This is a genomic window from Arthrobacter sp. SO3 (assembly GCF_020532825.1).
Classification (GTDB): Bacteria; Actinomycetota; Actinomycetes; order Actinomycetales; family Micrococcaceae; genus Arthrobacter.
Genome location: NZ_MQTS01000114.1, coordinates 7,735 through 30,940 on the forward strand (window position 1 = coordinate 7,735; position 23,206 = coordinate 30,940).

Annotated in this window: 20 protein-coding genes; 9 read left to right on the forward strand and 11 right to left on the reverse strand. The window is 68.5% G+C overall.

Annotated elements, in window-relative coordinates; genetic code table 11:
• Positions 1–106 precede the first annotated feature (106 nt).
• The 9 genes from BJQ90_RS11655 to BJQ90_RS11695 all read left to right on the forward strand — a co-directional run bounded on the left by BJQ90_RS11655 (position 107) and on the right by BJQ90_RS11695 (position 10,682).
• Positions 107–595, forward strand: a complete 489-nt coding sequence (locus tag BJQ90_RS11655) for a hypothetical protein (protein ID WP_226760415.1) — start codon at positions 107–109, stop codon at positions 593–595.
• A 14-nt stretch (positions 596–609) separates the two neighbouring features.
• The gene (gene msrB / locus BJQ90_RS11660) at positions 610–1,125 is read left to right on the forward strand and encodes a peptide-methionine (R)-S-oxide reductase MsrB (protein WP_226760416.1); all 516 of its coding nucleotides are present in this window, start codon (positions 610–612) and stop codon (positions 1,123–1,125) included.
• A gap of 257 nt (positions 1,126–1,382) precedes the next feature.
• On the forward strand, positions 1,383–2,804 hold the full coding sequence (locus tag BJQ90_RS11665; protein WP_226760417.1) for a DUF6421 family protein: 1,422 nt from the start codon (positions 1,383–1,385) through the stop codon (positions 2,802–2,804).
• Positions 2,801–3,589, forward strand: a complete 789-nt coding sequence (locus BJQ90_RS11670; protein ID WP_226760418.1) for an SDR family oxidoreductase — start codon at positions 2,801–2,803, stop codon at positions 3,587–3,589. Before BJQ90_RS11665 ends, BJQ90_RS11670 begins: the two co-directional genes overlap by 4 nt.
• A 54-nt stretch (positions 3,590–3,643) precedes the next feature.
• The gene (locus BJQ90_RS11675; protein ID WP_226760445.1) at positions 3,644–4,732 is read left to right on the forward strand and encodes a threonine aldolase family protein; all 1,089 of its coding nucleotides are present in this window, start codon (positions 3,644–3,646) and stop codon (positions 4,730–4,732) included.
• Between the two features lie 100 nt (positions 4,733–4,832).
• Positions 4,833–5,483, forward strand: coding sequence for a DUF3000 domain-containing protein (locus tag BJQ90_RS11680; protein WP_226760446.1), 651 nt, complete (start codon positions 4,833–4,835; stop codon positions 5,481–5,483).
• Between the two features lie 86 nt (positions 5,484–5,569).
• Positions 5,570–6,982 (forward strand): HRDC domain-containing protein, encoded by a 1,413-nt coding sequence (locus BJQ90_RS11685; RefSeq protein WP_226760419.1) that lies wholly within the window; start codon positions 5,570–5,572, stop codon positions 6,980–6,982.
• 266 nt (positions 6,983–7,248) lie between these two features.
• Positions 7,249–8,505: a thiolase family protein gene (locus BJQ90_RS11690; RefSeq protein WP_226760447.1), complete on the forward strand. Its 1,257-nt coding sequence runs from the start codon at positions 7,249–7,251 to the stop codon at positions 8,503–8,505.
• Positions 8,502–10,682 carry a 3-hydroxyacyl-CoA dehydrogenase NAD-binding domain-containing protein gene (locus BJQ90_RS11695; RefSeq protein ID WP_226760420.1) on the forward strand — a complete coding sequence of 727 codons (2,181 nt, stop codon included), beginning with the start codon at positions 8,502–8,504 and terminating at the stop codon, positions 10,680–10,682. Before BJQ90_RS11690 ends, BJQ90_RS11695 begins: the two co-directional genes overlap by 4 nt.
• Before the next feature lie 110 nt (positions 10,683–10,792).
• Here the strand turns inward: BJQ90_RS11695 and BJQ90_RS11700 are convergent, their stop codons facing one another.
• From BJQ90_RS11700 to BJQ90_RS11750, 11 genes are all read right to left on the reverse strand, one after another.
• Positions 10,793–11,272, reverse strand: a complete 480-nt coding sequence (locus BJQ90_RS11700) for a hypothetical protein (protein WP_226760421.1) — start codon at positions 11,270–11,272, stop codon at positions 10,793–10,795.
• Positions 11,273–11,403: 131 nt separating this feature from the next.
• On the reverse strand, positions 11,404–12,918 hold the full coding sequence (locus BJQ90_RS11705; protein WP_319004629.1) for an ABC transporter ATP-binding protein: 1,515 nt from the start codon (positions 12,916–12,918) through the stop codon (positions 11,404–11,406).
• On the reverse strand, positions 12,915–13,673 hold the full coding sequence (locus tag BJQ90_RS11710; RefSeq protein ID WP_226760422.1) for an energy-coupling factor transporter transmembrane component T: 759 nt from the start codon (positions 13,671–13,673) through the stop codon (positions 12,915–12,917). The genes BJQ90_RS11705 and BJQ90_RS11710 overlap by 4 nt, the downstream gene beginning before the upstream one ends.
• A gap of 17 nt (positions 13,674–13,690) precedes the next feature.
• Positions 13,691–14,533: an ECF transporter S component gene (locus tag BJQ90_RS11715; protein ID WP_226760423.1), complete on the reverse strand. Its 843-nt coding sequence runs from the start codon at positions 14,531–14,533 to the stop codon at positions 13,691–13,693.
• A 62-nt stretch (positions 14,534–14,595) separates the two neighbouring features.
• The gene (locus BJQ90_RS11720) at positions 14,596–15,669 is read right to left on the reverse strand and encodes a nucleoside hydrolase (protein WP_226760424.1); all 1,074 of its coding nucleotides are present in this window, start codon (positions 15,667–15,669) and stop codon (positions 14,596–14,598) included.
• Entirely contained in the window at positions 15,670–16,647 is a 978-nt protein-coding gene (locus BJQ90_RS11725; protein ID WP_226760425.1) for an aldo/keto reductase, read from the reverse strand.
• Between the two features lie 32 nt (positions 16,648–16,679).
• The gene (locus BJQ90_RS11730; protein ID WP_226760426.1) at positions 16,680–16,898 is read right to left on the reverse strand and encodes a hypothetical protein; all 219 of its coding nucleotides are present in this window, start codon (positions 16,896–16,898) and stop codon (positions 16,680–16,682) included.
• A gap of 65 nt (positions 16,899–16,963) precedes the next feature.
• Positions 16,964–17,521, reverse strand: coding sequence for a hypothetical protein (locus BJQ90_RS11735; RefSeq protein ID WP_226760427.1), 558 nt, complete (start codon positions 17,519–17,521; stop codon positions 16,964–16,966).
• A complete protein-coding gene (locus BJQ90_RS11740; protein ID WP_226760428.1) occupies positions 17,518–18,063 on the reverse strand; it encodes a DUF402 domain-containing protein in 546 nt (181 codons plus the stop codon). Before BJQ90_RS11740 ends, BJQ90_RS11735 begins: the two co-directional genes overlap by 4 nt.
• A gap of 8 nt (positions 18,064–18,071) precedes the next feature.
• A complete protein-coding gene (gene dxs / locus BJQ90_RS11745; RefSeq protein WP_226760429.1) occupies positions 18,072–20,045 on the reverse strand; it encodes a 1-deoxy-D-xylulose-5-phosphate synthase in 1,974 nt (657 codons plus the stop codon).
• 214 nt (positions 20,046–20,259) lie between these two features.
• A complete protein-coding gene (locus tag BJQ90_RS11750) occupies positions 20,260–23,073 on the reverse strand; it encodes an aconitate hydratase (RefSeq protein ID WP_226760430.1) in 2,814 nt (937 codons plus the stop codon).
• Between the last annotated feature and the right edge of the window lie 133 nt (positions 23,074–23,206).

Genomic DNA, 23,206 nt, shown 5'->3' on the forward strand with positions numbered 1-23,206 from the left:
CACCGGATGCCGCAGAACCGTCCCCGGAACCTTCATCCCGGCCACAGGCGGGCACTTGGGGCCACAATCCATGCGGGCGCACCGGCGCGCGACTAGGCTGGGGAGCATGAGTGATCCAATCGTCATCCTGACAGAAGAGCCCCTCGGCGCGGACGACCGCGTCAACATCGAAACCCTGATTGCCGGGGGTGATACCCCGCTGGTGGTTCTGGTTCCGGCCAGCACGGAGCGGCACCTCCTGGTGGATTTCCTGGAGAATCTGTCCCTGCTGGAAATCTCCAAGGCCTTCCGTGAACTGACGGCACACTCCGACCCCGCCGGGGAACGCGCCGAGGCGGCCGAAACCCTGGCCGCCTCCCTTGCCGCGCTGGCCGGACTCGGCAGCGGCGTCACCGGAGAAATCGTCGAGGGCGGCGCCGTCGACGGAATGGTCGCCCGGGTCAAGGAACTCGGTGCCGGGCAGGCCGTGGTGATCACCCGCCCGCACGCGGTCGCAGACACTTTCCATACGGACTGGGCCACCAAGGCGCAGGACAAGCTGGGCCTGCCGGTCCTGCATCTGTACGCCGGATCGGGATTTATCGGGGACTCCTGAGCGTTATCCAAGCTATGAGCATCTTTAGTAACAGGCCAAAAGTCACTCCCGTCACGGCTCAGGCGGCCGAAGACGCACCCGCCGCCGGCGCCGAAAACGTCTCGCAAGGGGCCGGAAAACCGCCCGTCGCGAAGACCGACGAGCAGTGGCGCCAGGAACTGACGCCGGAAGAATACCGGGTGCTGCGCCAGGCCGGAACCGAGCGACCCTACACCGGCGAATACTGGGACACCCACACCACCGGTGTATACCAGTGCCGTGCCTGCGGCACCGAGCTCTTCACGAGCCAGGAAAAGTTCGACTCGCACTGCGGCTGGCCGTCGTTTTGGGCCCCGCTCGCGGAAGGCAACGTCCGGTACATCCACGACCGGGCCCTGGGCATGGAACGCGTCGAAGTCCGCTGCGGCAACTGTGATTCCCACCTTGGCCATGTGTTCGAGGGTGAGGGCTACGGAACCCCGACCGACCAGCGTTATTGCATCAACTCCGTCTCACTGAAGCTGGTTTCGGCGGACGACGCCGGACAATAGTCCGCCGCCCGGCCTGTTCGATGCAGGTCCATACAGGACTCCGGTCCGGCGCCGCAGCAGCGGCACCGGACCGGAGTCCTGTGCCGTTCCGGCGGAAGCCATGCGCCTGCTGGACCTGGAAGGGGCTGCGCCCACCACTTGCCTCAGAGTTTCTTATGCTCAAGCCAATTTTGCATTAGAGCTCCTGTTTGCTTGCTACGCTCGGCATAGAAGCTGAAGAGCGACGCTCCCAGCAAACAGAAAGGCGCCCGCTGACGATGACTACCACCGCTATCACCACCACTGCCCCGATCTCCGCCAGCTCCCCCGAGTGGCTGCAGCTCAAGGCTGCCGCCACCGCGCTGCAGGGCCTCCAGGTCCAGGACGGCTCCGTCCCGGAGGCAGCCAGCCACGAGGCCGCCGCCGGGTATGTCCGCACCATCACCGACTCCATCAGCGCCCTCGCCCCGGCCCTCCCGCACGACGCCGGCTACCTCGAACTGCTGGTCACCGACTTCGGCCGCTGGGCCGACGGCGGCTTCGGCGTACCCGACTTCCTGGACTCCCTGCAGGCGTTCCAGCCGCAGCAGCACCGGGTGAACGGCCTGCAGCACCTTGTGGTCTTCCCGATGTACACGCAAAACGGCAGCAGCAACCGCCTGGTCGAAGCCGTGCTGATCGAAGTCATCTGGCCCGAGTTCATCGCCGGCCTGGAGCAGGGCGAATACTCCAACAGGCTCTTCGTCCCGATCCGCTTCCTCGACTTCACCCCCGGCTACAACACCAACTCCGCGGTGCTGTTCCCGGAGACCGTCGCCGTGCGCGAAACCCCCACCTTCACCTGGGGCGCCATCTTCGCCGACCGCGAGGCAGCCCGCTTCCGCCGTGTGCTGCGGGCCGCCGCGGACATCACCTCGCTGCAGCTGCCCGAAGACGCCGCGGCCCTGCTGGAAGACCAGGAGCTGACGCAGGAAACCTTCGTCATGTGGGACCTCATCCACGACCGCACCCACATGCGCGGGGACCTGCCATTCGACCCGTTCATGATCAAGCAGCGCATGCCGTACTTCCTCTACTCCCTCGAGGAACTCCGCTGCGACCTGACCGCGTTCCGCGAAGCCGTGAAGATCGAAAAGGACGAGGAAGCCGACGAGGAGGCGCGCCGGCACGCCAAACTGGTCCAGTACGCCGTCATCTTCGACCGGATCTTCCGCTTCGCCATCACCGGCAGCCGCATCCGCAACTACGACGGCCTCGGCGGCCAGCTGCTCTTCGCCTGGATGCACCAGCACCACGTCCTGCACTGGACCGACAGCAAGCTCAGCATCGACTGGGACGAAGCCGCCGACGTCGTGGTTGACCTCGGCGCAAAGATCGAGGAACTCTACTGGCGCTCGATCGACCGCCCGAAGATGGCCCACTGGCTGGCCGCGTACGAGCTGATCTCCGGCACCCTCACACCCAACCCGGCGTCCGTCTGGGCCAAGGGACCGGACGCGCTGCCGCTGGCCGGGCCGCCGCGCGGCCTCACCGACCAGGTCCTCGACGACGAATTCCCGCTGTCCATGTTCTACGAGGCCCTCGAAAAGAAGATGCGCCCCGTGATCGAATCCACCGCCGGCATCACCGGGACGTCTGAGAACGGCCCCTCCGCCGGCAGGGCAGCCGGCACGGCAAACACTGCCATGAACGCCGGATGAGCACCGGACGCACCCTGAACGTGGTGGTCACGGGCGGCAGCGGCCCCTCGGGGATCGCCGCCGCCCGTGCCCTGCACAACGCCGGGCATAAGGTCTTCACGGTCGGCTCCGACGGGCCCCGGATCCAGGCGGCCGCCGCGGAAGCCGGCACCGGCGTTACGCCGCTTGTCTGCGACCTCGCGGACCTGGCCGCCGTCCGGGCACTGCACGCCACCATCCACGCCCTGCTCGCCGAAACAGGGGACCAGACAAGCGGGGCCGTCGACGGCGTCATCCACCTGGTCGGCGGCTGGCGCGGCGCCAAGGGCATCACGGACCAAAGCGACGAGGACTGGGAGTTCCTGGAACGCGGCGCCATCACGACGCTGCGGAACGTCACCCGGGTCTTCTACGACGACCTCGCCGCCTCGGACACCGGGCGATTCGCCATGGTCTCCTCCACCGCCGTGGCCAAGCCGACGGCGGGCGGAGCCAGCTATGTGGCCGCCAAGGCCGCGGCCGAAGCGTGGACCCTGGCCGTCGCCGACGGCTTCCACCGCGCCCAGTCGGGCCGGAAGCAAGCCCCGTCCGAACAGGACAGTGCCGCTGAACAGCGCAGCGCCGCCGTGGTCTTCGTGGTGAAGGCCCTCGTGGACGCGGCCATGCGGGCGAAGTCCCCGGACCGCGCCTTCCCCGGATTCACGGACGTGGAGGAACTGGCCGCTGCCGCCGTCGGACTCTTCACCTCCCCCGCCGCGGACCTCAACGGCCAGCGGCTGCTGCTGGGCGCCGGGTCCCGGCACTGAGTCCAGGATGAACCTGGCCCCGGACCTCCTTAGACTGAAAGCGTGAGCAAATCGATGACAAGCACAGTTGAAACTGCCCCTGCCAGCACTGCGGTGCGGCTCCACGACCCCTCGGTACGCGGCTTCGCCTCCGACAACTACTCGGGCGTCCACCCCGAGGTGCTGGCAGCCCTGGCCGCCGCCAACGGGGGCCACCAGGTTTCCTACGGCGAGGACGAGTACACCGCCCGGCTGCAGCAGCTGATGGAGCAGCACTTCGGCGAGGGGATTGAATGCTTCCCGGTCTTCAACGGCACCGGCGCCAATGTACTCTCGCTGCAGTCCCTGCTGCCGCGCTGGGGTGCCGTGGTCTGCGCCTCGACCGCCCACATCAACATGGACGAGAACGGAGCACCGGAGCGGATCGGCGGCATCAAGCTGCTCCAGGTGCCCACGGAAGACGGCAAGCTCACCCCCGAGCTGATCGACAGGGAAGCCTGGGGCTGGGGCGACGAGCACCGGGCCCAGCCGCTGGCCGTGTCCATCACCCAGACCACCGAGCTCGGCACCTGCTACACCCCCGACGAGGTCCGGGCCATCGCCGAGCATGTCCATTCCAAGGGCATGAAGCTGCACATGGACGGCGCCCGGCTGGCCAATGCCGCCGCCCACCTGAACGTGCCGCTGCGGGCCTTCACCCGCGACGCCGGCGTGGACATCCTCTCCTTCGGCGGCACGAAGAACGGGCTGCTCTTCGGCGAGGTCGTTGTCGCCCTGAACCCGGGTGCGGCCCAGGGGCTCATCTACCTGCGGAAGATGAACATGCAGCTGGCCTCCAAGATGCGGTTCATGTCCGCCCAGTTCATCGCCCTGCTCGAGGGCGACCTCTGGCTGCGCTCCGCCTCGCACGCCAACGCCATGGCGGCCCGGCTCCGTGCCGGCGTCGAGTCCATCCCCGGCGTCGAGCTGAGCCAGAAGACCGAGTCCAACGGCGTGTTCGCGGTCCTGCCGGCCGGCGTGGCGGACCGGCTGCGCGAGTCGTTCCGGTTCTACGACTGGAACGAGGCGGCCCGCGAGGTCCGTTGGATGTGCTCCTTCGACACCACCGAGGACGACGTTGATACCTTCATCGCCGCCATCAAGCGAGAGCTCGCCGCCGGCTGAGCCGGGCGGCAGGACAGCCGCCGTCGTTGCCCGGCGAAAGCCGGACCGGACAGCGGCGGCGAGCCTGCCGGGCTTGGGAGCACCCCTTGCATAATCTTCCATTGTGAACGCACTCGATCAGGTTCCGGCAGATTTTCTCTTTGCCTTGGGAACCCTTCGGCAAGCACGAACCCGCAGTGAACTGCGCCTGGAGGAGATTCCGGCACCCGCACGGCTGGCACCGTTTGCCGTCGCCCTCGGGGCCGAAGTCGTCGCCCCCGGCGAACCAACACCCTCCGGTGCGGTCCACGGCCCGGCGGCCGCGGCCCTCGCACGCGCTTCCGGAAGCGACGACGTCGAGCTGGCCACCGGCCGCTTTATCCTGCTGCACGATCCCGACGGCTCCGCGGTCTGGGAGGGCGAATTCCGGATTGTCACCTACATCCGCGCCCAGCTGGAACCGGAAATGGGCAACGACGAAATGCTCGGCACCGTCGCCTGGGCGTGGCTCGTCGAAGCCCTCGAAAGCCACGCCGCGCCGTACCGCTCGGCCGGGGGCACCGCGACGAGGGTGCTTTCCGAAAGCTTCGGAACCCTCGCAGACCGGCCCGACTCGATCGACATCGAGCTCCGGGCCTCCTGGACGCCGGCCACCCCCGACATCACCTCCCACCTCGAGGCGTGGTCGGACATGGTCTGCACCTTTGCCGGCCTTCCCCCGCTGCCCGAAGGCGTCACGCCGCTGCCGCGCTGGCGCCGGGGACAGGGCTGAGTTGGAATCCGCACGCCGGGAAAATCCGCCCCGTTTTGGCGAAGGCGCGGCCCCCAGCCCCGTGTTGTCGCTAAACTGAAGTCATCATGACCCCTCATATTCCGGAAATCACCACGGCCGGCGCCGTGCAAAGCAAAGCCGTGCAAGGCAAAACAGAGGCCGCTGACACGACAGCCCACATCGCGGTGGACGGCTTCGACAGCCTGGTCCCCGAGGTCATCGACCTCGATGCCCCCCGCGACGGCGTGCCGCTCGTCATTGAAACCCAGTCCGGGCTGGAACGCTGCGCCGCGGCCCTCGCCGCAGGCCACGGCCCCGCGGGCGTGGACGCAGAACGCGCTTCCGGTTTCCGCTACGGCCAGCGCGCCTTCCTGGTCCAGATCCGCCGCGAAGGCTCCGGCACTTGGCTGATCGACCCGGAACCCTTCGAAAACCTCGGCATCGTCAACGACGCCCTGCGCGGTGTCGAATGGATCCTGCACGCCGCCAGCCAGGACCTGCCCTGCCTGTCCGAACTCGGCATGTGGCCGGACAAACTCTTTGACACCGAGCTCGCCGCCCGCCTCGCCGGGCTTCCCCGCGTCGGACTCGCCGCGGTGATCGAACAACTGCTGGGCTTTGGCCTCGCGAAGGAACACTCCGCCGCCGACTGGTCCACCCGGCCGCTGCCGGAACCCTGGCTGCGCTACGCGGCCCTCGACGTCGAGGTCCTCACCGAACTGCGCGAGGAACTCATCGAGCTCCTCGTGGCCGACGGCAAGCTGGACTACGCCGAACAGGAATTCGCCGCCATCCTCGAGGCCGGCCAGGCCCCTCCCCGCGTGGACCCGTGGCGCAAAACCTCCGGGTTGCACCAGATCCGCGACCGCCGGCAGCTGGCGGCGGTCCGCGAACTGTGGCTCGAGCGCGACTCACTGGCGCAGAAGCGCGACGTCGCACCCGGACGGCTGATCCCCGACTCCGCCCTGGTCGCCGCCGCCAAGGCCATGCCCACCACCGTGCCGCAGCTGCTCGGCACTAAGGGCTTCCACGGCCGCGCAGCCCAACGTGAGGCGCCGCGGTGGCTGCGCTGCATCAGCACGGCCCGGACCCTCGAAGAACTCCCGCCCCTGCACCTGCCCACCAACGCTCCCCCGCCACCGCGCGTGTGGGCCGACCGGGACCCGGAGGCCGCCGCCCGGCTCGCCACCGCCCGGCCACTGCTGCAGGCCAAGGCCGAGGAACTGAACATGCCGGTGGAGAACCTGCTCACGCCGGACTACCTTCGCCGCGTCTCCTGGCGTCCGCCGCTGGAGCCCAGCGAGGAAGGCATCGCGGAGGAGCTGGCGAACCTGGGGGCCCGCCAGTGGCAGATTGAACTCGTCGCGCCGCTGATCGCCGAAGCGATCCTGAACCCGCAGCCACTGCCCGCCAAGGAGGCCAAAGCGGTGCCTGTCGCAGCTGCCGCCGCCACAGCGGCAGACGCGACAGCCGCGGCTGCGCCGGACACGGCGCACTAAGCCGGGCAGTTCCAGGCCAAGCTCCAGGCCCCAGCTCCAGTTCCAGCTCGCGGAACTTCCGGCGGCGCGCCACCCGACTCCTTGCCAGCTATGTTACTGGCGAGTAACATGTTGTCTGATGTCGCCCGGAAGCCTGCTGCCCCTGACGCTATGCGCCCGGGGCACGGATCCGGCACCCATGTCTCGATGAGGAGTAACACGTGAGCCAGCCCCGCCCCAGCGAAGAACACAGCAGCGGACAACGCAGCAGCGCGAATCCCCGTGCCATCCGCGAGGTCGTCTTCGTCGACGGCGTCCGCACCCCCTTCGGCCGGGCCGGCGAGAAGGGCATCTACGCCGGCACACGCGCCGATGACCTCGTCGTCAAATGCATCCGCGAACTGATGCGCCGCAACCCGTCCCTGCCGGCCGAACGGATCGACGAAGTCGCCATCGCGGCGACGACCCAAACCGGCGACCAGGGCCTGACCATCGGCCGCACCGCCGCCCTGCTGGCCGGCCTGCCGCGGACCGTGCCCGGCTTTGCGATCGACCGGATGTGCGCCGGCGCCATGACGGCGGTAACCACCACGGCAAGCGGCATCGGCTTCGGCGCCTATGACGTCGTGATCGCCGGCGGTGTGGAGCACATGGGCAACCATCCGATGGGCGCCGGCGCGGACCCCAACCCGCGCTTCATGTCCGAACGGATCGTGGACCCGGCCGCCCTGAACATGGGCAACACCGCAGAAAACCTGCACGACCGCTTCCCGGCCATCACCAAGTCGCGGACCGACGCGTACGCCGTCGCCTCCCAGGACAAGCTGGCCGCGGCCTACGCCCAGGGCCAGATCCAGCCGGATCTGGTGCCCGTCGCCACGATGAAGCCGGGCCAGGGCTGGACCGTGAACACGGTGGATGAGCCGCCGCGCCCGGGCACCTCGGTGGAAGACCTCGCCGCGCTAAAGACCCCGTTCCGCGCCCACGGCCGGGTGACGGCAGGAAACGCCGCCGGCCTCAACGACGGCGCCACCGCCGCCCTGCTGGCCTCCGCCGACGCCGCCGAGGAACTTGGCCTTCCGGTGAAGATGCGCCTGGTCAGTTACGCCTTCGCCGGCGTCGAACCGGAAGTCATGGGCATCGGCCCGGTTCCGGCCACCGAAAAGGCCCTCAAGAACGCCGGGCTGGGCATCGCGGACATCGGACTGTTCGAAATCAACGAGGCCTTCGCCGTCCAGGTGCTCAGCTTCCTGGACCATTTCGGCATCGCGGATGACGACCCGCGCGTCAACCGCTATGGCGGGGCGATCGCCGTCGGGCATCCCCTCGCATCCTCCGGCGTGCGGCTGATGAACCAGCTGGCCCGCCAGTTCGAGGAGGACCCCACGGTCCGCTTCGGTATGACGACGATGTGCATCGGCCTGGGCATGGGCGCCACCGTGATCTGGGAAAACCCGCACCACGCCGACTACAGCCTTGGCCTCCATCAGGCCCCCGCCACTGGCACTGCCCCCACCACCACCGAGACTGGAGCCGCAGCATGAGCGCCGCAGATTTCCGCAAGCCTGCCGACCTCTTCCCGAACGAGACCGTCACCCACTCCTACGTCCAGGACATTGAGTTGCCGGCCGTTGACGGCCGGAGCCCCGGCACCTTCGCCCTGGTCACGCTGGATAACGGCCTGGACCACTCCAAGCCCACCACCCTGGGTCCGAACACCCTGGTCGAGCTCGGCACCGTCATGGAAGGACTCAAGGAGCGCGCCGCCCGCGGCGAGATCGTGGGCGTGGGCGTCACCGGGAAGCCCTACTTCCTCGTCGCCGGCGCCGACCTGTCCACGGTGAAGTCCATCACCGGCCGGGAACACGGGCTCTGGATGGCCCAGCTCGGCCACGACGTCTATGGCACCCTGGCGGACCTGGGAGTCCCCAGCTTCGCCTTCATCAACGGAGTGGCCCTGGGCGGCGGGCTGGAGATCGCCCTGCAGTCCACTTACCGCACGGTGTCCACCGGCGCCGGCGCGCTGGCCCTGCCCGAGGCGTTCATCGGCCTCATCCCGGGCTGGGGCGGCGTGTACATCCTGCCGCGGCTGATCGGCCCGGAAAACGCCGTCAAGGTGATGATCGAGAACCCGCTCAGCAACAACCGCACCCTCACCGGGCCACAGGCCTTCAAGCTCGGTGTCGCGGACGCCCTGTTCGAGCCGGCCGACTTCGTGGAGCAGTCCGTCGCCTGGGCCGCGCAGGTCATCGCCGGCACCGTGACCCCGGAGCGTGCCAACGCCGTCGATCCTGCCGCCCCGGAGGTCGCTGACCGCTGGGCCGGCGCCATCGCCGCCGGACGGTCGCTCGTGGAGGCCCGGACCTCCAACGCCTCCCCGGCGCCGGCCAGAGTCCTCGAGGTGATGGAAGCAAACCGGACGCTGACACAGGCCCAGTCCGCGGAACTGGAATGCGAAACCCTCGCGGACCTGATGCAGACCGATGAATTCCGCTCCACCGTCTACGCCTTCCTGGACCTCGTGCAGCGCCGGTCCAAGCGCCCCGCCGGCGCCCCCGACCGCAAGCTCGCCCGTCCGGTGACCAAGATCGGCGTCGTCGGCGCCGGCCTGATGGCGGGCCAGCTCGCGCTGCTCTTCGCCCGCCAGCTCAAGGTGCCCGTGGTCATGACGGACATCGACCAGACCCGCGTGGACAAGGGGGTGGGCTACGTGCACGCCGAAGTGGACAAGCTGCTGCAGAAGGGCCGGATCAGCCCCGACGCCGCCAACCGGACCCGGGCGCTCGTCACCGGATCGGTGTCGAAGGAGGCCTTCGCCGACGCCGACTTCGTCATCGAGGCGGTCTTCGAGGAGCTCAACGTCAAGAAGCAGGTCTTCAAGGAGGTCGAGGCCATCGTTTCACCCGAGTGCATCCTCGCGACCAACACCTCCTCGCTGTCCGTCACCGCCATGGCTGAGGACCTGGAACACCCGGAGCGTCTGATCGGCTTCCATTTCTTCAACCCCGTCGCCGTGATGCCGCTGCTGGAGATCGTCCGCGCGCCGAAGACCGACGACGCGGTGCTCGCCACCGCGTTCGAACTCGCCAAGGGGCTCAAGAAGTCCGCCGTGCTCGTCAAGGACGCCCCGGCGTTTGTGGTCAACCGCCTCCTGCTGCGCCTCATGGGCGAAGTGACGGCCGCGTTCGATGAGGGCACCCCGGCCGACGTCGCGGACAACGCGCTGCGCCCGATGGGCCTGCCGATGACACCTTTCGTCCTCGGCGCCATGGTGGGGCTGCCCGTTGCCCAGCACGTCCAGGAATCCCTGCACGCGGCGTTCCCCGACCGCTTCACCGTCTCGGAGAACCTGCAGAAGCTGATCGACAACGGGGTGAAGTCCATCTGGGCCGCGCAAAACGGGACTCCGGAGCAGGGTCCGGACGGCAAGCCGTTCATCCCCGCCGAGACGCTGGCGCTGATGTCCTTCGGCAACACGCCCTCCACCGGCGAGGAGGTGCTGCGCCGTACCCAGGACGCCCTCGCCGAGGAAATCGGGCTCATGCTGGACGAAGGCGTGGTGGCTGGCCCCGAGGATATTGACCTCTGCATGATCCTCGGCGCGCGGTGGCCGATGTTCCTCGGCGGCATCACCCCGTACCTTGACCGGGTGGGCGCCTCCGAACGCGTCAACGGCAGGAAGTTCCTGGCGCCCGGCGTCGCATCGGAACCGGCCGCCTGATCCGCGCCCGCACCGACAACTGCGCCGCTGTCCGCACCTGAACCAGGGTGCGGGCGGCGGCGCCGCCGTGTCAGGACCCCGTGGCATGTGTCGGGATCCGAATATGCGGGTCAGGATCCGACTGTGCGTGTCAGGGTCCGGTGGTGCCGGCCGGATGGACCTCGGCGCCGCGGCGGAAGTATCGCCGGCCCGGGGGAAGCCAGACGAGTACCGCGGCGGTTGGCGAAATACGCGTTGGCCGGCGGCAGCCACATGAACACCGTGGCGAGCACCGCAACGACAACCACCGCGCCGAGGGCAGAGATCAGCGCCTCCCGCCATGGCACCTCGACCGCCGACGGGCCGCCGAGGAAGTAGGGGTAATAAAGGTATGCCGGAAAGATTACCGCGTACACCGACAGGACAATTCGTGCCGCCCGCCGCCCCCGTCTTAGGAGCACAGCGAACACAAGGCCCGCCACAGACAAGGCGCCACCGGCCAGCCAGAGCGCCAGTGCCGGGAAGTACGTCTCCGGCGCCACCATCCCGCCGAATGCCATGACCATGAGCAGCCCCATCCGGGACCGGACAGTGCCGACTGCCCCGACCACCAGCCAGATCCCGGAGGAAATCGTCAGGACGGCCGGAACCCCGGTAATTGCGGCGGTGTCTGCTTTAGTGACGATAGCCCATGCCCGGCCACCCGGCGGCTCCCCGGGTAGGGTCCCAGGCCCCCTGCCCGTCAGGCGTCCCGCAGGCACCCGCCGTCGAGCTCGAGGACCCGGTGCGCCGCGGCCCGGGCATAGGCGGCATCATGGGTGACCAGGACGACGGCGGCGCCCCGCGCCGCCGCGGCGGACACGGCGTGGTCCAGCCGCCCGAGGCCATGCCGGTCCAGTCCCACGGTGGGCTCGTCCAGGGCGAGCACGGCCGGCCTGCGGGCCAGGACGGTGGCGAGGGCGAGTAGCCGCTGCTTCGAGGCGGGCAGTTCGGCCGGGTGGGTGGCGGCGTCCCGGGACAGTCCCACGGTCTCCAGCGCCTCGTGGGCCCGGGAGCCGGCTTCCCTGCCGTGCAGCCGCCGCAAACCGAAGCTGACCTCACGCAGCACGGTCCGCTCGAACAGCTGGTCGCGGGGGTGCTGGAAGAGCAGCCCCACCGAAGCGGCCGCCCTGCCGGCCGGGAGACCGGCGAAGCTTTGTCCGGCGACCCGCACCGTCCCCGTGTCCGGACGGAGCAGTCCATTGAAATGGCGCAGCAGCGTTGATTTGCCGGCCCCGTTCCTGCCGGTGACGGCCACGATCTCCCCCGGCCGCACCGTGAGTCCCAGATTCCGCAGCAGCGGCTCATGAACGGCTCCGCCTGCCCCGGGGAAGCCAAAACCGACGCCCTCCAGCTCCAGCACCGGCTCGGTGTCCGGCACCGGGCTCTGGGCCCGGACTGCGGGCACGGTGCAGGTGACCGCGGGCAGCACCGTCCCGGTCCGGGCGAGTTCCGCTGACCGGATCAGCTTCCGGGGCGTGCCGGTGGCGGTGGCGGTGCCGCCGTCGAGGATGATCCAGTGCGCGGCAGAGCGTGCGAGGCCGTCGGCTGCCTGGCTCAGCACCACGACGGCGGTCCCCGCGCCGGTGAGCCGGCAGATCAGATCCCGGACCTGGATGACACCCGCGGCGTCCAGGGAGGCCAGGGGTTCGTCAAGAACCAACACCCCGGGTCCGGTGATGACGGCGCAGGCCATGGCCAGCCGGCGCAGTTCACCGCCGGACAGGGTGGCGGGATCCCGGCCCAGGAGCGCCGTGAGGCCGGTCAGTTCCGCAATGCCGGCCACTTCGCGGAGCATCCTGGCCCTGGGGGTCCCGCGGTTTTCCAGGCCGAAGGCAAGTTCCTCGGCGACGGTGGAGCGGACCGTGGAGAGCATGGCGGCCGCCTCCTGGGGGACGTAGCCCACCCGGTCCGACCAGGCGGCGGGGTTGATCCGGGGATCGTCCTCGCCGCCCTGGAACTCCAGCAGTTCCCCGGCCAATGCGAGCGAACCCCTGAGCCGTCCGGCCGGTCCGGGCCGGAGCCAGCCGGCCAGCAGCTTGCCCAGGGTGGTTTTTCCGCTGCCGGAACCGCCCAGGACCGCCGTGACAGTTCCCGGACGCGCGCTGAAATCCACGTCGCGCAGCGCGGGGGCCCTCTCGCCGTGGAAGTTGAAGCTGCAGATCCGTGCGGCAAGGATGGCGCCAGCCATCGTGCCGGCGGGATCAGCAGTGGTCACGATGGACCCGCAACCGGCCAGGAGGCCGCGAGGCGAAGGGCCACGGCTGCGGCGGCGAACAGCAGCAGCGCGGTCCGGAACCGGCGCCCGGCGGGAGGGTCGGCGACCTCGCGGTAGCTGGTCCGGGGGCCCGGGCCGCCGAAGCCGCGTGCTTCCAGGGCCTGGGCCCGGCTCCCGGAGTCCTCAATGAGGCCCAGCACCAGGGGGACCATCTGCAGCCGCACCCCGACGAGCCGGGACAGCATCCCGCCGCGGAGCACCAGCCCGCGGGCCTCCTGTGCTGCCCTGATGTTGTCCAGCCTGCCGGCCATGGCCGGCAGGAGGGTGAGCGCGGAGGCCAGGACGAAGCCGAACTGCGGCGGCAGCCCCCGTCCGGCCAGCGCCGCCACGAGGTCGGGGGCGCTCACGGTGAAGGAGAAGAGCAGCAGCACCATAACGCAGGCGCCCGTGCGGGTACCCGACTCGAGGGCGAAGGTGAGCCCTTCGGCCGTGACGCGCGCCGGGCCCCAGACGGCCAGGACGGTGCGGCCCTCCGGGAAGAAAAGCCCATGCAGCATCAGCAGCGACAACCCCAGCGGGAGCAGGACCGCCGCAGCCGCCGCCAGGACACGGCGGCCGACGCCGGCGCGCACGGCCAGCACGGCCGCCGCGAGGCCGACCGCGAGGGACAGCGGCCAGGTGCCTGCCGCCGTCGTAATCACGGCGGTGCAGCCCGCCGCCGTCAGCGACGTCAGCGGGGGGAGGGTGGAGGGCATTCGAGTAGGGTTCCGCTTCAGGCTTCGGGCGTTTCCGGAGCCGTGCCGGCGAGCACCCGGAAGCGCCGGACGAACGGGAACTGGACGGTGGTGCGGCGCGGCAGCGCGTAGACCAGCATCGCTGCGATGGCGAAGACGATGGCCTTGTCCATCGGGTCCGAGACCAGCGCCTGCTTGGTGATGGCTGCGAGCAGGGTGTCGCCCATGGCGCGGAAGGCGCTGACGAGCGCTCCCGTGCCCAGGCCCGCAGTGCCGCCAAAAACGAAGGCGGCGATCGGGGCGGAGACGACGCCGGCGAGGATGCCGGTGACGAAGCCAGCCACGGGTGCCAGGTAGAAGCGGCGGAACAGCCCGCTGCGGGCGGCCAGGCCCGCCAGGAATCCGATCAGTGCCGCGCCGGCGGCGAAGGGCAGCACGGTCGGGTTGAAGAAGGACCATACGATGCTGCTGAGCGCGCCCGTCGCGGCTCCCGCGGCCGGCCCGGCGAGCACCGCGATCAGCACCGTGCCGATGGCATCGAAGTAGAACGGCAGACCGGTGCTGCCCATGAGTTGGCCCAGGACCACATTCAGGACCAGGGCCACCGGCATCAGCACCAGCGTGGACGTGGGGAGGACCGGGAGCGCCGCGGCGATCAGCAGTACGGCGCCGAGGAAGAACCCGCCGAGTGCCACGAGCGCGGAGAAGCTGGCCGGGCCATTGGCAATGTCCGCCGGCTGGGTCAGGACAAGAAAGACGTAGGTGCCTGCGATCGCGGCGGCACCGGCGAGTTCGAGCACGCGGCGGATGCGCCGCGCCTTGGCGGAGCCGGCGCCGGACCCTGGGCCGGTGGCGGGGAGGGTCAGGGACTGCTGTGACATGGGGATGGTCCTTCGGTGGGGGCTGCAACATCCGCCTATGTCACCTCGGCGCAGCTACCATCCTAACCAGTGGCGGGGGGCCCTGCGGACGTGATTCGCCGCGCCAGCGCCCCGACCGAGGAAATCAGCTCCGTGAAGCACCGCTCGGGGTCGTTGGAGGAGACGATCCGGGCGTTGGGCGGCAGTCCCCAGAGGCCGCGGAAGTCCGCGACGGTGGTGCCGATCAACAAGGGCGAGCCGGTTTCGACGTCGACGGTGGCCAGCCGGGCGGTGAACGGGGTGCGTCCGATGGCGGCGCAGGCTGCGAAGGCGTCGTGCATGTGTGCCACATAGCCCTGCTCGTAGAGCCGGTGGAACTCCATGTAGAACCGGATCGCATCGGACAGGCAGGCCACGAGCGGGTTCGCTGAGTTGCTGCGCAGGCCCTCCGGCTGCTCGGGGAGGACCAGTTCCGGCCCGGCTCCGGCGGCCTCGCCGAGGCGCCGGAGGTGTCCGGGCAACATTTCAATCCGCTCCGTCGTTTCCAGCGCGCACACCAGGGGCAGCTTGTCCTCCGGCAGTCCGCGGTACGCGGCGAAGACCTCCTTGGCCGCGTGCGGGTCCACCGAGACGTTCCATTCCGCCGTCGGCGTGGTGTTGCCCTGGTAGTAGAAGCTGCCTCCCATGATGACGAGGCCCTTGAGCAGCCGCGGCAGTTCCGGTTCGCGGCGCAGCGCGAGGGCGAAGTTGGTCAGCGGGCCGGTGATCAGCCCGGTGATCTTCCCCGGGTGCGCCCGGACTTCCTCCACCCAGACGTCGACGGCGTGGCGCGGCGAGATCCGCTGCGCGGGCGCCGGAAGTTCGGCGTAGCCGATCCCCTGCGGCCCGTGCGTCTCCTCGGTGGTAACCAGCGGGATTTCCAGCGGCACCTCGGCGCCGACCGCCACTTCGACGCCCTGCCGCCCGCACAGCTGAAGCAGCGCCAGGTTGTTGAGCGCGACCTGGCGGGCACCAACATTGCCGGCCGTGCAGGTGATTGCCTGGACGTGGACCTCCGGCCGGGACAGCAGGTAGACGAGCGCCAGGGCGTCGTCGATCCCGGTGTCGACGTCCATCAGCACGGTCTGCGCCGGGCCGGCCGCCTCAGGAAGGTCCATCTAGAACAATGCGACCTTCGGTGTGCGCGGGAAGAGGTCATTGAGTTCGGCAAGTTCCGCGGCGCTGGGGATCCAGGCCACGGCGGCGGCGTTCTGCCGGACCTGCTCGGGCCGCGTGGCGCCGGCAATGACACTGCTGACCGAGGGCTGGGCCGCGAGCCAGGAGAATGCCACCTGAATCTCGGTCAGGCCCCGTTCGGCGGCGAAGGCGCTGAAGGCACCGAGCTGTTCCCAGTCGGCGTCGTGCACGAGGTTGGTGCGGGTGTGGCTGAGGCGCGAGCCCTCGGGAGCGGTGTCCCGGGCGTACTTGCCGGTCAGCAGCCCGTTGGCGAGCGGGAAGTACGGCAGGACACCCAGGCCGTAGGCTTCGGCGGCGGGCGTGACCTCGAGCTCGGCCCGGCGGTCCAGCAGGTTGTAGTGGTTCTGGCTGGAGATGAAGCGTGCTCCCCCGCGGGCGCGGGCCACGAATTCGGCCTCGGCGATCTGCCAGCCGGCGCGGTTGGAGTGGCCGATGTAGCGGACCTTGCCGCTGGTGACGAGTTCGTCGAGGGCGGCGAGCGTCTCCTCGATCGGGGTCAGCGGGTCGGGGGTGTGGAACTGGTAGAGGTCGATCCAGTCTGTCCCGAGGCGGCGCAGCGAGGCTTCGGCGGCCTTGATGATGTAGCGGCGGGAGCCGCGGGCCCCGAAATCGTTGCCGTTGGTCCCGCTCATGTCCATGCCGAATTTCGTGGCGACGACGGCGTCGTCGCGGCGGCCCTGCAAAGCCTTGCCCAGCATTGTCTCGCTGAGGCCCGGCTCCCGGCCGTAGCTGTCGGCGACGTCGAAGAACGTGATTCCGGCGTCCAGGGCCGCATGCACGACGGCGTCGGTCCCCTGCTGCGACTCGGTCGCCGTGCTGGATCGGCCCAGGTTGTTGCAGCCAAGTCCTACGACGGAGACGGTCAGTCCGGAATTTCCTACGCGGCGGTATTCAGTCATGGGGTTCAGCCTATAACGGCTTGCCGGGCGGGCTATCCTGCGGGCAGCTCGAGCCCTCGTTCGTCCAGGGCATCCTCAAGCTGCGCCAGGGTCCGCGGGCAGATGCCATGCATCCGCCCCAGGGCCAGCCGCCCCAGCGCCACCACCTGCTCAAGGGTCTCAACCCCCGCGTGGGCGAGGGACCGGCGGGCCGGGGCAGCAATCCCCCGGGGCAGCGGGGTACGGCCTGGTTCAACGGATTGTGCAGCCATGTGGAAACCCTTCCAGTCGATGTCCCCCAAAACTGATGTGAAACGTGCCGGTGGAACCGTTGGAGCTAAAGAGTGAAGCTGTTGGCCGGCTTCGGTGAGTACTTGAGCTTAAAGGACGTCTCACCGAAGGCCGCGGCGCCGATGCTCAGTTTGGTGAAGTCGAGATCCTCGCCGCGGATGCAGACCTTGATGGCATTGACGGCCTTGTTGACGTCCGGGGTGAGGATGAAGATGTTGAGCTTGGAGTCGGAGAATTCCGAGCGGTCCACAACACCGAGTCCGCGCCAGGCGAGGTGGCTGATGAGGGCGTCCTTGGCCTTTTCCTCGAGGTAGCGGTCCCGGTCCGTGCCGTCTTTGGTCTTCAGGGCGTACTGGGCCACCACCCAGGACTGCTCGTCCTCGGGGATTTCGGCGAAGCCGTCTTCGGCGCACTGCACCGCGAAGGCGTCCATCAGGCCCTCAGCGGCAGCGGCGTCGGCGACGTCGGTCTCGTCGGTCTTGCTCTGGTGCCCTACGACGCCGTGGTTCATCACGAACTGGCTGTAATCCTCGTCGAACCAGGCCTCCCTGAACTCGAGGACCCCTTCTTCGTTGCGTTTGTAAACCCGGATTATTCCGCTCATGCCCGTCCTCTCCTGAACCATTCGCGGTCTGAGCCGTCGAAAGGTGGCTGTTGTGCCTTGACGGCCTGGTAAAGCTGGTCCGATGCGGCGCTGATCCGGTCCACCACGTCTGCGGGGTAGTCCATTTCGATCCGGTGCGCGGCGAACTCGTCCTCGTCGTCCACGTACACTCCGCGGTCCGCGGTCCGGATCACGTCCAGGTCCATGTCGATCAGGTGGAACTCGGTGACGCCCGGCCGGATCGTCGTCCAGCCGTGCTCCGTCGCCAGATCCACGTAGACCTGGACCCTGTCGGGATGGGCCTCGTCGTAGAACGTCGCCACGTACTCGCCGGAGCGCGGGACCAGCAGCACGGCGTCGGATGCGGCGTAGAACGCCGCGCCCGGGCGGGAGCAGAACTCGTTGGTGCCCTGGAAGATCCACCAGCCGTGGGCGTCCTCGCCGAGGTAGGTTCCGGGCACCACCCAGTGGGCCTTGCCGTTCCATTTTCGGTTCCGGGAGACCACGAGGTCGCCCGGTGCCAGGTCCTTGGGAGTCCTCACAGGGATCCTCACAGGATGGGCAGGCTGCCGGTGCTGGGATGTTCCTGGCCGGGGAGGGGCCGTGCGAACGGCACCTTGGTCCCTAGGACCTGCGCCACGACGTCGTGCGTGATCTGCTGCGCGGTCAGGCCGACCCGTTCCAGCACCTGCTTGCGGGTTCCGTGGTCCAGGAATTCCACCGGGAGGCCGACCTCGTTGAGGGCGGTGTCCACCCCGGCGGCCCGCATTTCCTGGCGGATCCGGGACCCGACGCCGCCGGCGCGGACCCCGTCCTCGATGCAGATGACGAGGCGGTGGTGGGAGGCGAGGGCGATGATGGATTTCCGGACCGGCAGGAGCCAGCGGGGGTCCACGACCGTTGAGCTGATGCCCTGCGCGCCGAGCCGGTTCGAGACGTCCAGCGCGAGTTCGGACATCGACCCGACGCTGACGATCAGCACATCGTTTTCGCTGGAGCCGGCGGGGCGGCGTGCCAGCACGTCAACACCGTCGCTGAGCCGCTCGATGGCCTCGACCTCGGCCCCCACAGTGCCCTTGGAGTAGCGGATCACACTGGGGGCGTCCTCGATGGCGACTGCTTCGCGCAGTTCCTCGCGGAGCCGGGTGGCGTCGCGGGGCGCGGCGAGGTGCAGCCCGGGAACGATCTGGACCATGGCCATGTCCCACATGCCGTGGTGGCTGGCGCCGTCGGGTCCGGTGACGCCGGCGCGGTCCAGGACGACGGTGACCCCGGCCTTGTGCAGGGCGACGTCCATCAGGAGCTGGTCGAAGGCGCGGTTGAGGAAGGTCGCGTAGACCGCCACGACGGGGTGCAGTCCCCCGAAGGCCATGCCGGCGGCGGAGGTGAGGGCGTGCTGTTCGGCGATGCCGACGTCGAACACCCGTTCCGGGTGGCGCGCGGCGAACTTGTGCAGCCCGACGGGGATCAGCATCGCGCCGGTGATGCCCACGATGTCCTTCCGCTCGTCTGCGATGTCGGCGATCTCATCGGCGAAGACGGCGGTCCAGGACTTCGCGCCGCCGGCCTCGGTGGGCTCGCCGGTCTCGGGGTCGATGATGCCGACCGCGTGGAACTGGTCCGCTTCGTGCGCGCGGGCGGGCGCGTAGCCGTGGCCTTTTTCGGTCATGGCGTGCACGATCACGGGGCCGGCATAGTTCTTGGCAGTGGAGAGGGCGTTTTCCATGGCCTGGAGATCATGGCCGTCCACGGGCCCGATGTACTTCATGCCGAGATCCTCGAACATGCCCTGCGGCGCCCACCAGTCCTTGATGCCCTTTTTCATGGCGTGCAGGCTGCGGTAGGTGAATTGGCCCGCGGGGCCGCCGTTTTGCAGGCGGCGTTTCCACAGGTCCAGCGTGCCCTCGTAGGCCGGGGCGGCACGGAGCGAATCGATCGTGGGGCGCAGCGAGGCAAGGTAGTCCGCGAAACCGCCGACCGTCGGGGCGTAGGAGCGGCCGTTGTCGTTGACCACGATCACGACGCGGCGCTTCTTGTCTGCGGCAATGTTGTTGATCGCTTCCCAGGCCATGCCCCCGGTCAGCGCGCCGTCACCGACAACGGCGATGACGTAGCGGTCGCCGTCCCCGGTGAGCTGGCGGGCGCGGGAGATCCCGTCGGCCCAGGACAGCGAGGAAGAGGCGTGGGAGCTTTCGACGATGTCGTGCTCGGACTCGGCGCGGTCCGGGTAGCCGGACATTCCGCCCTGCTGGCGGAGGGTGCTGAAATCCTGGCGCCCAGTGAGGAGTTTATGCACGTAGGACTGGTGCCCGGTGTCGAAGACGATGCTGTCCCGGGGGGAATCGAAGATCCGGTGGACCGCGATGGTGAGTTCGACGACGCCGAGGTTCGGGCCCAGGTGCCCGCCCGTCTGGGAGACGTTGCCGATCAGGAATTCCCTGACCTCGGCTGCCAGCTGATCCAGCTGCGCCTCTGACAACTTGCTCAGGTCCTGCGGATTCCGGATGGTCTCCAAGATTCCCAACGGCCCCTCCTTCGGGTGGTAGACATGCCTTTTAACTCTAACGCCTCCGGAGTAGCCCCGGTGCCGGGACGCGTACCTAACGGGTCCGGAACACGGACCAGACGGAACACAGACCTGCCGGAACACGGGCGGAACGCGAAAGCCCCGGCCGGTATGGGACCGGCCGGGGCTTTCGCGTCTGGCAATTGTTCCTCCCCGCGGGAGGAGTCCTCCGCTAGCTGGCGGAGATCTGGCGCAGCACGTACTGCAGGATGCCGCCGTTGCGGTAGTAGTCGGCCTCGCCCGGGGTATCGATGCGCAGGACCGCATCGAAGGACGTGACGGTGCCGTCTTCGGCCGTTGCGGTGACCTTGAGCGTCTTCGGCGTGGTGCCCTCGTTCAGGGCGGTGACGCCCTCAACCGCGAAGGTCTCCGTACCGGTCAGCCCGAGGCTGGCAGCGTTCTGGCCGGCCGGGTACTGCAGGGGCAGGACGCCCATGCCGATCAGGTTGGAGCGGTGGATACGCTCGTAGCTTTCGGCCACGACGGCCTTGACACCCAGGAGTGCGGTGCCCTTGGCAGCCCAGTCACGGGATGAGCCGGAACCGTACTCCTTGCCGGCCAGGACGACCAGCGGGATGCCGGCGGCCTGGTAGTTCTGCGCGGCGTCGTAGACGTAGGCCTGCGGGCCGTCGGCTTGGGTGAAGTCGCGGGTGAAGCCACCCTCGACGCCGTCCAGGATCTGGTTCTTGATCCGGATGTTCGCGAACGTTCCGCGGATCATGACCTCGTGGTTGCCACGGCGTGAGCCGTAGGAGTTGAAGTCCTTGCGCTCCACACCGTTGGCCAGCAGGTACTGCCCGGCCGGGGTGTCCGACTTGAAGGAACCTGCCGGTGAGATGTGGTCCGTGGTGACGGAATCGCCAAGCTTCAACAGCACGCGCGCGCCGGTGATGTCCTCAACGGGCTCAGGCGTTGCCTTCATTCCATCGAAGTACGGGGGCTTCCGGACGTAGGTGGACTTCGGATCCCAGGCGAAGGTGTCGCCGGCCGGGGTGGAGAGTGCCTTCCAGCGGTCGTCGCCTTCGAAGACGCCCTCGTAGCCGCGGGCGAACATGTCCTTGTCGATCGAGGAATCGATGACCTGCTGGACCTCGACCGGGTTCGGCCAGATGTCCTTCAGGAAGACGTCGTTGCCGGCCTCGTCCTGGCCCAGGGCATCGGCCTCGAAATCGAAGTCCATGGTGCCGGCCAGGGCGTAAGCGATGACCAGCGGCGGGGAGGCCAGGTAGTTCATCTTCACGTCCGGGTTGATCCGGCCTTCGAAGTTGCGGTTACCGGAAAGCACGGCGGTAACCGACAGGTCATTGGCCTGGATGGCCTCGGAAATTTCGGCGTCGAGCGGGCCGGAGTTGCCGATGCAGGTCGCACAGCCGTAACCGACGATGTAGAAGCCGAGCTTCTCCAGGTACGGGGTCAGGCCCGACTTGTTGTAGTAGTCGGTGACAACCTTGGAACCGGGAGCCACGGAGGTCTTGACCCACGGCTTCGAGGTCAGGCCCTTGTCGACGGCGTTGCGGGCCAGCAGTGCGGCGGCCAGCATCACGGACGGGTTGGACGTGTTGGTGCAGGAGGTGATCGAAGCGATCGACACCGCGCCGTGGTCCAGTTCGAACTCGCGGCCGTCTGCGGTCTTGACGCTGACCTTGGTGGACGGGCGGCCGTCGGACGTCGGGCCGTGCGCGTGCGGGGCCTCGTCGGTCAGGTGCGTGCCGGAAGCGGTGAACGACGGCGAATCCGAAGCGGGGAAGCTTTCGTCAATCGCCTCGTCCAGGCTGCCGTCGGCCAGCTCTTCCTTCACGTAGTTGCGCAGGTCCTGGCGGAACTGGTCCTTGGACTCGGTGAGGATGATGCGGTCCTGCGGGCGCTTCGGGCCGGAGATCGACGGGACAACCGTCGACAGGTCCAGCTCGAGGTACTCGGAGAACTTGATCTCCTTGGAAGGATCGTGCCAGAGGCCCTGTTCCTTCGCGTAGGACTCCACGAGGGCAACATTCTCGTCCGAGCGGCCGGTGAGGCGCAGGTAGTCGAGGGTCACGTCGTCGATCGGGAACATGGCGGCCGTGGAGCCGAACTCCGGGCTCATGTTGCCGATGGTGGCGCGGTTGGCCAGCGGCACAGCCGCGACGCCTTCGCCGTAGAACTCGACGAACTTGCCGACCACACCGTGCTTGCGCAGCTGCTCGGTGATGGTCAGGACGACGTCGGTGGCGGTCGCGCCGGCCGGGATGGACCCGGTCAGCTTGAAGCCCACGACGCGCGGGATCAGCATGGAGACGGGCTGGCCAAGCATGGCTGCCTCGGCTTCGATGCCGCCGACGCCCCAGCCCAGCACACCCAGGCCGTTCACCATGGTGGTGTGCGAGTCGGTGCCGACGCAGGTGTCCGGGTAGGCCCGGACAACGCCGTCAATTTCGCGGGTCATGACGGTGCGGGCCAGGTACTCGATGTTGACCTGGTGCACGATGCCGGTTCCCGGCGGGACGACCTTGAAGTCGTCGAACGCTGTCTGGCCCCACCGCAGGAACTGGTACCGCTCGCCGTTGCGCTGGTACTCGATCTCCATGTTGCGCTCCAGTGCGCCGGAGTTGCCGAAGGCGTCGATCTGCACGGAGTGGTCGATCACCATTTCGGCGGGTGCCAGCGGGTTGACCCGCTTGGGGTCCCCGCCCAGTTCCTTGACTGCTTCACGCATGGTGGCAAGGTCCACAACGCAGGGCACGCCAGTGAAGTCCTGCATGATCACGCGCGACGGCGTGAACTGGATTTCAGTGTCGGGCTCGGCGCTGGGGTCCCAGCCGGCCAGTGCTCGGACGTGATCGGCCGTAATGTTGGCGCCGTCCTCGGTCCTCAACAGGTTTTCAAGCAATACCTTGAGGCTGAACGGAAGGTTTTCTGCACCTTCAACGGAGTTCAACCGGAAAATTTCGTATTCGGTACCGGCTACATTAAGTTTGCCTTTTGAACCGAAGCTGTCCACAATGCTCATCGCAGGACTCCTCTCGCAACAGTTTCATCTTTGTCGCGCCGCAGACCCCTTGCTAGTTAGGTTGCCCTAACTAGTGCTTGGCCTTGTTCACACAAGGTTAGGTACCTAGGTGCAGGAGGTCAGCCGTGATTAC

Excerpts from the sequence above, each read along its gene's own strand:
- BJQ90_RS11665 (WP_226760417.1), top strand. The coding sequence starts at position 1,383 with ATGACTACCACCGCTATCACCACCACTGCCCCGATCTCCGCCAGCTCC.
- BJQ90_RS11720 (WP_226760424.1), bottom strand. The coding sequence starts at position 15,669 with ATGGACCTTCCTGAGGCGGCCGGCCCGGCGCAGACCGTGCTGATGGAC.
- BJQ90_RS11685 (WP_226760419.1), top strand. The coding sequence starts at position 5,570 with ATGACCCCTCATATTCCGGAAATCACCACGGCCGGCGCCGTGCAAAGC.
- BJQ90_RS11730 (WP_226760426.1), bottom strand. The coding sequence starts at position 16,898 with ATGGCTGCACAATCCGTTGAACCAGGCCGTACCCCGCTGCCCCGGGGG.
- BJQ90_RS11710 (WP_226760422.1), bottom strand. The coding sequence starts at position 13,673 with ATGCCCTCCACCCTCCCCCCGCTGACGTCGCTGACGGCGGCGGGCTGC.
- BJQ90_RS11725 (WP_226760425.1), bottom strand. The coding sequence starts at position 16,647 with ATGACTGAATACCGCCGCGTAGGAAATTCCGGACTGACCGTCTCCGTC.
- BJQ90_RS11695 (WP_226760420.1), top strand. The coding sequence starts at position 8,502 with ATGAGCGCCGCAGATTTCCGCAAGCCTGCCGACCTCTTCCCGAACGAG.
- BJQ90_RS11715 (WP_226760423.1), bottom strand. The coding sequence starts at position 14,533 with ATGTCACAGCAGTCCCTGACCCTCCCCGCCACCGGCCCAGGGTCCGGC.
- msrB (WP_226760416.1), top strand. The coding sequence starts at position 610 with ATGAGCATCTTTAGTAACAGGCCAAAAGTCACTCCCGTCACGGCTCAG.
- BJQ90_RS11675 (WP_226760445.1), top strand. The coding sequence starts at position 3,644 with ATGACAAGCACAGTTGAAACTGCCCCTGCCAGCACTGCGGTGCGGCTC.
- BJQ90_RS11670 (WP_226760418.1), top strand. The coding sequence starts at position 2,801 with ATGAGCACCGGACGCACCCTGAACGTGGTGGTCACGGGCGGCAGCGGC.
- BJQ90_RS11655 (WP_226760415.1), top strand. The coding sequence starts at position 107 with ATGAGTGATCCAATCGTCATCCTGACAGAAGAGCCCCTCGGCGCGGAC.
- BJQ90_RS11750 (WP_226760430.1), bottom strand. The coding sequence starts at position 23,073 with ATGAGCATTGTGGACAGCTTCGGTTCAAAAGGCAAACTTAATGTAGCC.
- BJQ90_RS11735 (WP_226760427.1), bottom strand. The coding sequence starts at position 17,521 with ATGAGCGGAATAATCCGGGTTTACAAACGCAACGAAGAAGGGGTCCTC.